This is a genomic window from Psychromonas ingrahamii 37, assembly GCF_000015285.1.
GTDB classification, from domain to species: Bacteria; Pseudomonadota; Gammaproteobacteria; order Enterobacterales; family Psychromonadaceae; genus Psychromonas; species Psychromonas ingrahamii.
In genome coordinates this window covers 3,204,883-3,217,058 of record NC_008709.1, presented here as the reverse complement: position 1 = coordinate 3,217,058, position 12,176 = coordinate 3,204,883, and the positions used below count along the sequence as shown (strand labels likewise).

Here is a 12,176-nt window from a genome sequence, read left to right as displayed (position 1 = left end):
ATAAAAAAAGTGGGTGTTAACCCACTTTTTTATTATTCGGACTCTATAACGACCGGTATTCCCTGATGTAATAACAAGGCTTCTGTCATCTCATCATTATCAACTACCTCTTGATTGTTAAATTTAATCACTTCTTTTGTCCAATATAAACTAAATTCAGTGTCATCGTCACTTCTTGATATTGGAGAATGAACTTCAAGCATCTTTTGACCATTTGGCTCCGATGCGATCTTAATCGGTTGATTGATTATACGAACAGATTCGTTGGTCGACACTTGCTGAAATAACCAACTAATGTCATCGGGATTCAAGCGAATGCAACCCGCACTGACCCGCATGCCAATGCCAAAATCTTTATTGGTGCCGTGGATCAAATATTCATAGTTTCCATATGCGAGCTGCAGTGCATAATCACCAAGCGGGTTATCTTTTCCTGCTTTTACCACCGAGGGTAAATGTTTACCTGTTGCTTGGAAATGCTCTGCTCTGCTCTGTGTCGTTGGCGTCCAACTTGGATGTTTTATTTTCATCCTGACAGTGGTTTCCATAGTAGGCGTTGAGCGGCCAATGCGGCCAATACCAATGGGGAAAATATGAACTTCCTGTTTCCCTTTCGGGAAATAATATAATCTTAGTTCGGGCAGATTAATAACGATGCCTTTATGGGAAACGTCTGGTAATAACATCCGGTTTGGAATTTGCAGTATTTTTCCTGGGGTGGGCAAAAAAGGATCTACCCCGGGATTAGCTTCCATTAGTGCAATTAGACCGACATTATAAAGCTTAGTAATAGCATTCAGGGTATCTCCCTGCTGAACTTTATATTCTTGCTGTATACCAATTAACCGTGATCCATCCTGTGGCAAAGGGTAGCCCTCTGCCTGCACAGCAACAGGATTTAGCATAAAGCAAAGCATCATTAAGCTGAGTATGATGCTGTGCTTTTTGAAATAATGATAATTTATTATTTCATTTGATAATAAATTAGAGTACACAAACATAGTGAAACCTTATACTGGTTGGGATTAGACCTAAATTACTTGAAATACAAAAATTGAGAACAGCTTCTATTTTATACTTATACCCATTTTACTCATTAGGTGATTTGGTATTGAACTATATCGAATGATTCGTAAGTCAAAAACGAGCGAATTGTTCAGTATTTTCACTTGGTAGTGAATATTCAACTCACTGTACAAACCATTATGAATTATGACCGAAAAAAGCAGCAGATGCATTTTAAATTATGCTTAGATTAATTTAGCCTTTTTCTTATGGTAATGAAAAACACTGCACCAGATTCACTGCAACTAAGTTATAATTGCGTTTTCTAGCAGGTATATATACCCAAACTACTTGAAGATGCAGCGTGTCCTGAATGCCAGAACAAGGAGTAACATGACCTTTCGAGCGATTAACTATGTTAATCCTCTATCGTTAGATGTAAATGTAACATCTTAAAGGGGGATTTCCTTTCCAAGTGTTGCAACACTGGGCTCGCCTTTGAGCGAAACTCCCGAAGGGCAAGTCGATAAACGATGCTTTTCGTTGTTAGAAGGCTTTGATCTAGCATAATGGGATCATTAGCCTTCTGCTTAGAATATTATCATTTCTCGTCTTGCTGATGCCTGCATCTTCAAGTGATTTGGGTATAATAATAATTTTGAGAAATAAACATGTCAAAACGTGATTGTTATGAAGTGCTTGGTGTTGATAAAAGCGCAACAGATGTAGAAATAAAAAAAGCGTATAAAAAATTAGCGATGAAATTCCACCCGGATCGTAATCCTGGTAATCCTGTTGCACAGGATAGTTTTAGAGAAGTAAAATCTTCCTATGAGATTCTTTCTGATCCTGAAAAAAGACAGGAATATGATGATTTTGGTCATCAGGCATTTGATCCCAGCCACCGGGCAAATTCTGGTTTTAATCGCCAGGGTGGATTTGGGCAATCTTCAGGTGATTATAATGATATTTTTGGTGATATGTTCAGACAACGTCATCAACCAAGACCTGAAAAGGGATCTGATTTACGTTATCGTATAAAACTAACCCTGGAAGAGGCCGTTAATGGTTGCCAGAAAGAGGTTAAACTCCCCAATACAGAGCAATTTCTAAAGGTGACTATTCCCGCCGGTATTGATGAGGGACAAAGTGTTCGTCTTGCAAATAAAGGTAACCCAGGAACCTTAGGTGCCGAAAATGGTGATTTGCTCGTAGAAATCAACCTTATTAAGCATGCGTTATTTGACCGTCAAGGAATGGACTTACATTGTTTAATACCCGTCTCTTTTCCAACGGCGGCATTAGGAGGAACAATAGAAGCGCCTACCTTCGATGGACATATCAGCTTTAAGATACCCAAGGGAACACAAGCTGGGCGAAAATTTCGCATTAAAGGCAAGGGTATTAAGGCAATAAAAAATGATGTTAAAGGTGACTTGATTTATGAAGTTGTCATTAACACGCCAACCAGTCTCACTGAAGAACAGGAAAATTTACTCACAGAATTAGCTAAGACGTTGTAAATTAATTATATTTAATGATACTTGCATTGATACCGATGACGCTAAAAAATATCAACCAGAGGCCAGAAATTTGGGATATGAATACATTTTTTATTACTGAGATAACAAAGTGATTAATGACTAACTTGATGGTTAGAAAATGTTGCGTGAAGGGATTATCCTTTCCGCAACATTTTATTTATCAACTATATTTCTAAGCCAAATCATTTTATTCGCCCTCAAAGTGATTCTGTAACAAACAATACCCAATATAATGAGCGAATCCTTTCCTCTCCGCTAATTTTAAAGTATAAAATATTTTTTATCCGTTTCCATTTGCGCTCTTGTTGCAATTTTAGGTTTGAAAAATAATTTTGCTTTGATTTTTTATCTGTTCATTTCGTGTTTGACTATACTTATCAGATAATCTCAATCAGCTTTGTAGTTATCCGTGAGATGGAGGTGTGTATGAAATACAGAACTGCGGCAGTCGCAGGCAGTTTTTATCCTGCGACTGCGGATCAAATTGATCAGGAGCTCAGTGTTTTTTTAAACGCACCGAGCGAGTCTACTACCCAAGCAAAGGCGTTAATTGTACCGCATGCGGGTTATTGTTATTCTGGTGCGGTTGCGGGTTACGCCTATTCTTACCTTAAAAATATTGCGCATAATATTAACCGCGTTATTTTACTCGGGCCCAGCCATCGAGTTGCCTTGCAAGGTTGTGCTATTTCCAGCTGTGATTTCTTTACTACACCCATTGGGCCGATACCCGTAGATAAAAGCGCTTATACTCAACTGCTGGATGAAAAACTGGTAACCATCAACGATCAAGCGCATTTGTTAGAACACTCATTAGAAGTACAACTGCCATTTTTACAACGTTCTTTACAAAATTTCGTGCTTGTTCCAATAGTGGTGGGGCAGTGTTCAGTGCAACATGTCAGTCAAATTTTAGAAATATTAAAGGTTAATGAACCTGGCACGCTGGTCGTGGTAAGTTCAGATCTTAGCCATTATCATCCTTACCAAGAAGCTCAGCTTTTAGATAATAGGACCATCCAGCATATCTTAAACTATGAGGATCATTTAAGCGGTCAAGGTGCTTGTGGTTGTTATGCCGTTAATGGTTTGCTGAGTTATGCCAAAAAACAACACTGGCCTATTAAGTTGCTTAAAAAAGCCAACTCTGGAGATACTTTTGGCAGTAAAAAAGAGGTGGTGGGTTATGCCAGTTTCATCTTATATTAGTTTAAGCCGTGAAGCGCAGGCAGAACTTAAACAATTGGTTTGGCAGGTGCTTGATAAGGCTGTTGAAGATCGAACCATGCTACAACCTGCTCCCCCAACATCACCGGCATTGCTAATCCCCAGAGCTTGTTTTGTTACCTTATATGCAGATAAACAGTTGCGTGGTTGTATTGGTACTTATGCGGCAGAAAAATCACTGTGGCAAAATGTCTGCGATTATAGTTATTACAGTGCTTGTGAAGATTGCCGCTTTGAACCTTTGCAGAAAAGGGAACTGCCGAATCTGAGTTTTGAGATATCAGTTCTATCGGCACTGCAGCCTTTAGCAAATAAGGGTGAGCGGGCATTACTTGATCAATTACAGATTGGTATTGATGGCTTATTACTAAAAGATTCATATTATAGTGCAATATTTTTACCCTCGGTATGGCATTCTTTAAAAACGGCTGAAGAGTTTGTAAATGCATTGAAAATAAAAGCAGGGTGGCCCGAGGACTATTGGCGTGAGGATATCAAAATATTTCGCTTCGAGACTTTTGTGATTGAAGGTTCACAGAAGACCTTTGTCCCGTAGTTGCTGTGGATTGGGTCTTATACCCATGATACTTCAAAATGCAAAGTCAGCAAGGAAAATGGTGCCGAGATGCGAGGCATAAAATTGAAGTATAGTTATTTCACATAGAGATCTTATAACAAAGCAGATTGGTACAATTTTCCTTGCCCTACGGGGCGCTAGCTCGAAAACCAGCGCTGCGTTGCACCAATCGGAAAGGGAATAACCATTTACATCTACCGCTAGAGGATTAACGCAGTTAATCGCTCGAAAGGTCATGTTGCGTCTTGCTCTGGTCTCCGATCTTGCGCCTGACAAAGCATCTTGAAGTAACATAGGTATATATAAACAGTTGAGTATCTCTTTATTGAGCATTCATTTAAACTTATCTCTATTTTGTTGTTAACTTGGTTGTCCATTTTTCTATGATTAATTCTTCATCCAGCACGGCCTCACTATTAGTTTCAAAAAAGAACTTTCTGCATATTTTTTCGATTGTTTTTTTACCCATGTTCTTGGCTGCCGTTGATCAAACATTATTAGCCACGGCAACACCCACTATTGTCAATGAATTAGGGGGGATGCATTTGGCATCTTGGATTATTATTGGTTATTTATTGGCCACGGCAGCTTCAGTGCCGATTTATGGTTGGTTAGGGGACCGTTTTAATCGTCGTAATATGCTGATTGTCGCTTTAGTTATTTTCACGCTTGGTTCAATTGTTTCTGCATTGGCACCATCAATGCCTATATTGGTTGTCGGGCGAGTAATACAAGGTCTCGGTGGTGGGGGATTGATGAGTTTATCTCAGGCATTAATTGGTGAATTTGTACCTCCTCGCCAACGCGCCAGATTTCAGGGGTATTTTGCTTCATTATTTGCTATTGCAAGTATTGGTGGTCCCGTGATCGGCGGTTTCGTTGTTACTTACCTTTCGTGGCAGTGGCTATTTTGGGTAAACATTCCGATTATCATTTTTGCTATTTCTCGTTTAATGTCTTTAACCACAACAAAATCAACACTGCATAAAGGAAAAATTGATTGGACTGGTTTGATCTTATTTCCCATTATAATGACCACCCTTATTTATTGGTTAACCTCTGGTGGTCATGGATTTGGATGGCTATCTTTAGAAAGTGTCATGATTATTGGCGCTTGTGTATTGCTGACTATCGTCTTTATAATCCAACAAAAAAAAGCGCTGCATTCTTTTTTACCGTTAACATTGTTATATAAAAAAGAAATCTATATTCCATTAACCTCCACTTTTTTATTTGCAGCCTGTTTATTTGCATTAATATTCTTTTTACCCATTTATCTGCAAATTGGCTTTGGTGCAAATGCATCAACGTCTGGTTTATTATTATTACCTTTAACCATAGGCACGATTACAGGCGCTTATACTACAGGTAAAATAATTTCCCAAACGGGGGTGCCAAAGTGGATTCCTGTGGTGGGTATGAGCATTACTACGATAGCATTTTTGCTATTAGGCTTATTACCTCCGGTTCCCGAGTTAATCGCCGGATTAGGGTTTTTCTGCGGTATCGGACTGGGAACGGTCATGCCTTCTACCCAGCTATTAATTCAATCGCTCGCAGGTAAGGAAAATTTAGGGCGAATAATTTCTATGGCCTCATTGTCCCGATCGCTTGGTGCGTCAATGGGTACTGCTCTATTTGGTGCGTTGATTTATGCGTTAATTCCAAATTTCAATCGTAATTCGGGCATAGAATTTTTATTAAATAGCCCACGGGAAAATATTATTAATGCTTTTCAAACAGGATTTCTTGTTGCTGCAATAATTGCTTTTTGCTGTGCTGTTAATGCCGCTCGAGCACCCAGAATCTCTTTGGATGATTTAGGAGATGAGTGGTAGTCTTTATGGTATGTATTAATATCGCGGTGCACTGTGTCCAATAGGTTATAGCCTCTGTAAAAGACCTTCGCCTTTTTCTTTGTTAGTTAGCTGCCGCTGGTTGAAAAGTAACCAGAAGAAGCTAAACTTTAATCTGTGTAGCAAATGGGTTCCTTAGTCATTAAATTAGGGGGAGTGATATTATGAAGGTACACAGTCTCACCATTACCGATAACCGTACCGGTAAAAGTTACGAAATTCCTATTCGATATGGCACCTACCCTAACTATGGCGCATCCATTAATGCGCTTGAACTCCGCAACATAAAAGTATCTGAACAAGACTTTGGCCTGTTAACCTATGATCCTGGTTATACAAATACCGCTTCCTGTAAGAGCAGTGTGACATTTCTTGATGGCGAAAAGGGCATTCTTCGTTATCGGGGTTACCCTATTGAGCAATTAGCAGAAAAAAGTACTTATTTAGAAACCGCCTATCTAATCTTAAACGGTGAGCTGCCTAACCAAACTCAGTTGAATGGGTGGCATAAAGATATTATGGCGCATACTTTTATACATGAAAACATCAAAAAATTGATAGACAGTTTTCATTATGATGCACACCCTATGGGTACTTTAGTCGGTACTGTGGCGGCGTTATCTACGTTTTACCCGGATGCCAAAAATATTCATGATCAAGCCTGTCGGGATAGGCAAATTTGGCGCTTAATTGCCAAGATGCCGACCCTTGCGGCCTTTTCTTATCGGCATAGTATTGGACTGCCTTATGTTTACCCGGATCAAAGTCTCTCTTACATTGGCAATTTCATGAGTATGTTATGGAAAAAAAGTGAACTGCAATATCAGCCAAATCCGATTTTAGAAAAAGCCATCAATGTACTTTTTATTCTGCATGCGGATCATGAACAGAATTGTGGTACTAGCGTTATGCGCGCCGTGGCCAGCGCTTACAGCGATCCTTTCTCGGCGACCTCCTCGGCAATAGCTGCATTGTACGGGCCTTTGCATGGTGGTGCGAATGAGGCGGTATTGCATATGTTAGCGGAGATCGGTTCCGTCGATCGTGTACCTGAGTTTATTAAGACTGTAAAATCCGGCGAAGTGAGTCGTTTGATGGGGTTTGGTCATCGTGTCTATAAAGAGTATGATCCTCGCGCAAAAATTTGTAAGACATTAGCAAATGAAGTTTTTTCTGTAACGGGTGTCAATCCACTACTGGCTATTGCCCTGGAACTTGAGAGAGTGGCACTACAGGATGACTATTTTATCTCCCGTCATCTCTACCCTAACGTTGATTTTTATTCCGGCTTGATTTATCAGGCAATGGGATTCCCCGTCGGAATGTTCCCCGTCCTGTTTGCTATTGCGCGTAATACGGGCTGGCTGGCGCAATGGCAGGAATTTCTTGTCGATCCTGACCATAAAATAGCCCGCCCCAGACAAATCTATTGTGGCAGTGAAGTGCGCGATTATATTGCAGTCGATAAGCGTTGAAAGCAGATCAGGAAAGAGGATCTTCTGTGCAACTAGGGCTTGTTTAAATAAAAGTTAAATAAGCCCGCAGAGCATTTTATTTGCTAATACCTTATTATTTTACTGATAATTTTCTCGCTAGCCACTATGATTGGGCATTACTTTTTAATGGATGATCTTCAATGCGCGGCGGAAAATTTACTAATGTACCTGATTCAATAAACTGGTCAGTTTTTAAAACACTTCTCCCTTATCTGGCCGAATACAAACTGCGCGTTTTTTTAGCTTTATTGTGTTTGATCTTTGCCAAAGTTGCCACGATCGGTTTACCTTTTATTTTAAAGCACATTGTTGATGATCTTGATGGCAATAAGTTACAGGTGATCGCGGCACCGATTATGTTAGTTGTCGCCTACGGAGTATTAAGACTGGCATTAGTCTTATTTGGCGAATTGCGCGATACATTATTTGGCCGAGTGACCGAGCGCACTATGAGGCGGGTGGGATTAAATGTTTTTAAACATTTACATCATTTAGATTTAGACTTTCATTTAAACCGGCAAACGGGCGGGTTATCACGGGACATGGAACGTGGCGTTTCCGGTATTAGTTTTGTGATGCGTTTTATGATTTTTAATATTATTCCCACTTTATTAGAATTCGCTTTCGTTGTGGTTATTTTACTGGTTAATTACGGGCTTAGTTTTGCGCTGGTTATTTTGCTCGCGGTCATTAGTTATGTCGCTTATTCGGTAAAAGCAACACAATGGCGGACCGAATTTATTCGTGAGGCAAATATTGCTGACTCGGCAAGTAACAGTCGGGCGATTGATAGTTTGCTGAATTATGAAACCGTTAAGTATTTTGGTAATGAGACCTATGAAGCCAACCGTTATGATGTGGAACTTGCTAAATGGGAGCAGGCAAAGCGTAAAAACCGCCTATCGTTATTCACCCTAAATGGTGGGCAGGCTTTAATTATTGCCGCGGCAATGACGGCCATGATGACGCTTGCCGCGCTCCAAGTTAGCGCTGGCAGCATGACACTGGGGGATTTTGTCTTAATTAATGCCTTCACCATGCAAATTTTTATGCCCCTTAATTTTCTTGGTTTTGTCTATCGGGAAATCCGCGGTTCACTGGCTAATATTGAACAAATGTTTAGTTTATTAACGAAAAAACCTCAGGTTGAAGATTTACCCAATGCCCGGCAACTAATAATCACAAAGGGTGAAATTAGTTTTGAACAAGTTGGCTTTTTTTATCAGCAACAGCGTGACATTCTCAAGCAGATATCATTTAAGGTAAAATCAGGCCAAAAAATTGCGGTTGTAGGTGGAAGTGGTGGCGGTAAATCTACTTTAGTTAAATTACTGTTTCGTTTTTATGATGTCACGGCAGGGCGAATTTTAATTGATGAGCAAGATATCCGCCAGGTGAGTCAACAATCCCTGCGTAGGGCTATTGGTATCGTGCCGCAGGACACAGTTTTATTTAATGATACTATTCTTGAGAATATCCGCTACGGACGGCCGGAGGCCAGTCAAGCTGAAATAGAGCATGCTATCGACTTGGCGCATTTGCGCGGTTTTATTAATAGTCTGCCCGATGGTGGGCAAACAGTGGTGGGTGAGCGCGGCTTAAAGTTGTCTGGGGGAGAAAAACAACGCGTTGCCATTGCGCGCACTATTTTAAAAAAGCCGGCCATTTTAGTCTTCGATGAAGCAACTTCGTCGCTCGACAGTTACAGTGAACAACAAATTATGAGCGCCATCAAGGAGGTATCTAAAGGTATTACTAGTTTAGTGATAGCGCATCGATTATCAACTATTGTTGATGCAGATAATATTTTAGTGATTAAAGAAGGGCAAATAGTCGAGCAGGGGAATCATCGACAATTGCTAGCACTGCTGGGTGAGTATGCGGCATTATGGCAGTTGCAGCAAAAGGAAAATTAATCACAGTTAATGGCTGAATTTTACAGACAAAAAAGCCGAACAATTGTTCGGCTTTTTTAATGTCGCTTTAAACTAGGATTTACTCTTCGTCTTCAGCAACTACTGGGCGGTCTACCAGAGTGATGTAAGCCATAGGAGCTTTATCACCAGTACGGAAACCACATTTAATGATGCTAGTGTAACCGCCTGGGCGTGTCGCGTAACGCGGACCCAATTCATTAAATAATTTTGCAACTGTTGCATCATCACGAAGACGAGCAAATGCTAAACGACGATTAGCAACGCTATCGGTTTTAGCAAGTGTAATTAATGGCTCAATTACACGGCGCAATTCTTTTGCTTTAGGCACGGTAGTTTTAATAACTTCGTGCATTGCAATAGATATTGCCATGTTACGAAACATAGCCTGACGGTGGCTACTGTTTCGGTTAAGTTGACGTCCACTTTGACGATGGCGCATAACCTAATCCTTATAATTCGTTATTAGTGTGATTGGATTAATCTTCAATAAGACTTGCTGGTGGCCAGTTTTCCAGGCGCATACCCAGATACAGTCCACGTGAGACAAGGTCATCTTTGATTTCAGTTAATGACTTACGGCCTAAATTAGGCATTTTCAGCAGTTCAACTTCAGTGCGTTGTACCAAGTCACCAATATAGTAAATTGATTCTGCTTTCAAACAGTTAGCAGAACGAACAGTTAACTCTAAATCATTCACCGGGCGTAAGAGAATAGGATCAAACTCAGGTTTTTCTTCTACTTCAACAGGTGCACTTATAATGCGTTCATCAACAAATTCGTCTAGTTGTCCAGCTAAAATCATAGCTGCCTGACGAATTGCTTCTTCTGGCTCAAGTGTACCATCGGTTTCCATATCGATGACAAGTTTGTCTAAATTGGTGCGCTGTTCAACACGAGCAGATTCAACACTGTAAGCGATACGCTCAACAGGGCTGAAAGTGGCATCGACGAACAGACGACCATTGGCAGACTTATCTTCTTCACTATGAATACGAGATGAAGCTGGGACGTAGCCGCGACCTAATTCAATTTTAATGCGCATACTGATTTCAGTATTGCCCGTTAAATGACAGATCACGTGTTCTGGATTGACTATCTCGAGATCACTATCATGAGTGATATCGGCTGCAATAACAGGACCGGCCCCAGATTTAGTTAAACTAACTAAAACTTCGTTTTTACCTTCAAGTTTAACCGCTAGACCTTTAAGGTTTAGAAGTATCTCAAGGATCTCTTCCTGCACGCCTTCTTTGATGCTGTACTCATTTTGTACGCCATCAATTTCGACTTCTGTTATTGCTGCACCCGGCATAGATGATAACAAGATTCGACGCAGCGCATTACCTAAAGTATGACCAAAACCGCGTTCTAACGGTTCTAGAGTCACTTTGGCTCTGGTTGCATTTATTTGTTCGATACCAACTAAGTTCGGTTTTAGAAAATCTTTTACAAAACCCTGCATTTTTGTCCTCTCATAGTAATTAACTTTACTTAGAGTAAAGCTCGATGATCAACTGTTCGTTAATCTCAGCCGATAAATCTGAACGTTCAGGTTGACGAGTAAATACGCCTTCCATCTTCGTTGCATCAACAGAAACCCAAGTTGGGACTTCACGTTGACCGGCGATTTCAAGTGCTGCGCCAATGCGTGATTGCTTTTTAGCTTTTTCACGAATTGCGATAACATCACTTGCTTTAACGTTAAAAGAAGGAATATTTACAACTTTACCGTTGACCAGTACAGCTTTATGGCTAACTAGTTGACGAGATTCAGCGCGTGTTGCACCAAAACCCATACGGTAAACAACATTATCTAAACGACCTTCAAGTAATTGAAGCAGGTTTTCACCCGTGTTGCCTTGTAAACGTGCAGATTCTTTGTAGTAGTTACGAAATTGCTTTTCAAGCACACCGTACATACGACGTACTTTTTGTTTTTCGCGTAATTGCAAACCGTAATCCGACAAACGCGGTTTACGTGCACCGTGAACACCGGGTGCATTATCGATTTTACACTTAGATTCAATCGCACGGACGCCAGATTTTAAGAAAAGATCTGTTCCTTCGCGACGGCTAAGCTTTAGCTTAGGACCTAAATATCTTGCCATTGTTCTTTCTCCAGTTACCTTTAAACGTCGTAATTATACGCGGCGTTTTTTAGGCGGACGACAACCATTGTGTGGGATTGGTGTAACATCAGTAATGTTAGTTACACGGAAACCCGCCGCATTTAGTGCGCGAATCGAAGATTCACGACCAGGTCCCGGTCCATTTACAAAAACTTCTACGTTTTTAAGACCATACTCTTTAGCCGCTTCAGCAGCACGTTCAGCAGCAATCTGTGCAGCGAACGGAGTAGATTTACGAGAACCACGGAAACCAGAACCACCGGCAGTTGCCCAAGAAAGCGCATTACCTTGACGGTCTGTAATAGTTACGATTGTGTTGTTGAAAGAAGCATGGATATGAGCCATACCATCAGCAACTTGCTTTTTAACGCGCTTGCGAGCACGAGTTGGAGTTTTAGCCATTA

At 40.6% G+C, this 12,176-nt stretch carries 11 protein-coding genes; 6 read left to right on the top strand and 5 right to left on the bottom strand.

Annotation, left to right across the window (positions count from 1 at the left end; translation table 11 throughout):
• Positions 1-32: 32 nt before the first annotated feature.
• On the bottom strand, positions 33-905 hold the full coding sequence (locus tag PING_RS13540; protein ID WP_157035373.1) for a L,D-transpeptidase family protein: 873 nt from the start codon (positions 903-905) through the stop codon (positions 33-35).
• A gap of 771 nt (positions 906-1,676) precedes the next feature.
• Between PING_RS13540 and PING_RS13535 the strand changes: the two genes are divergently transcribed.
• The 6 genes from PING_RS13535 to PING_RS13505 all read left to right on the top strand — a co-directional run bounded on the left by PING_RS13535 (position 1,677) and on the right by PING_RS13505 (position 9,621).
• Positions 1,677-2,528: a DnaJ C-terminal domain-containing protein gene (locus PING_RS13535; RefSeq protein ID WP_011770897.1), complete on the top strand. Its 852-nt coding sequence runs from the start codon at positions 1,677-1,679 to the stop codon at positions 2,526-2,528.
• A gap of 447 nt (positions 2,529-2,975) precedes the next feature.
• On the top strand, positions 2,976-3,758 hold the full coding sequence (amrB, locus tag PING_RS13530) for an AmmeMemoRadiSam system protein B (RefSeq protein ID WP_041766500.1): 783 nt from the start codon (positions 2,976-2,978) through the stop codon (positions 3,756-3,758).
• Positions 3,736-4,332 (top strand): AmmeMemoRadiSam system protein A, encoded by a 597-nt coding sequence (amrA, locus tag PING_RS13525; RefSeq protein WP_011770895.1) that lies wholly within the window; start codon positions 3,736-3,738, stop codon positions 4,330-4,332. Before amrB ends, amrA begins: the two co-directional genes overlap by 23 nt.
• Before the next feature lie 404 nt (positions 4,333-4,736).
• A complete protein-coding gene (locus PING_RS13515; protein WP_011770894.1) occupies positions 4,737-6,191 on the top strand; it encodes an MDR family MFS transporter in 1,455 nt (484 codons plus the stop codon).
• A 182-nt stretch (positions 6,192-6,373) separates the two neighbouring features.
• The gene (locus tag PING_RS13510; RefSeq protein ID WP_011770893.1) at positions 6,374-7,684 is read left to right on the top strand and encodes a citrate synthase; all 1,311 of its coding nucleotides are present in this window, start codon (positions 6,374-6,376) and stop codon (positions 7,682-7,684) included.
• Between the two features lie 161 nt (positions 7,685-7,845).
• Positions 7,846-9,621, top strand: a complete 1,776-nt coding sequence (locus PING_RS13505) for an ABCB family ABC transporter ATP-binding protein/permease (RefSeq protein ID WP_011770892.1) — start codon at positions 7,846-7,848, stop codon at positions 9,619-9,621.
• A gap of 79 nt (positions 9,622-9,700) precedes the next feature.
• On the opposite strand, the gene rplQ is transcribed toward PING_RS13505, so the two are convergent.
• The 4 genes from rplQ to rpsK are packed head-to-tail and all read right to left on the bottom strand — an operon-like array spanning position 9,701 to position 12,174.
• Positions 9,701-10,081: a 50S ribosomal protein L17 gene (gene rplQ / locus PING_RS13500; RefSeq protein ID WP_011770891.1), complete on the bottom strand. Its 381-nt coding sequence runs from the start codon at positions 10,079-10,081 to the stop codon at positions 9,701-9,703.
• A 37-nt stretch (positions 10,082-10,118) separates the two neighbouring features.
• Positions 10,119-11,105: a DNA-directed RNA polymerase subunit alpha gene (locus tag PING_RS13495; protein ID WP_011770890.1), complete on the bottom strand. Its 987-nt coding sequence runs from the start codon at positions 11,103-11,105 to the stop codon at positions 10,119-10,121.
• A 25-nt stretch (positions 11,106-11,130) separates the two neighbouring features.
• Complete coding sequence (gene rpsD / locus PING_RS13490; protein ID WP_011770889.1) at positions 11,131-11,751, bottom strand: 30S ribosomal protein S4; 621 nt, start codon at positions 11,749-11,751, stop codon at positions 11,131-11,133.
• Between the two features lie 33 nt (positions 11,752-11,784).
• Positions 11,785-12,174, bottom strand: coding sequence for a 30S ribosomal protein S11 (gene rpsK / locus PING_RS13485; RefSeq protein WP_011770888.1), 390 nt, complete (start codon positions 12,172-12,174; stop codon positions 11,785-11,787).
• Positions 12,175-12,176 lie beyond the last annotated feature (2 nt).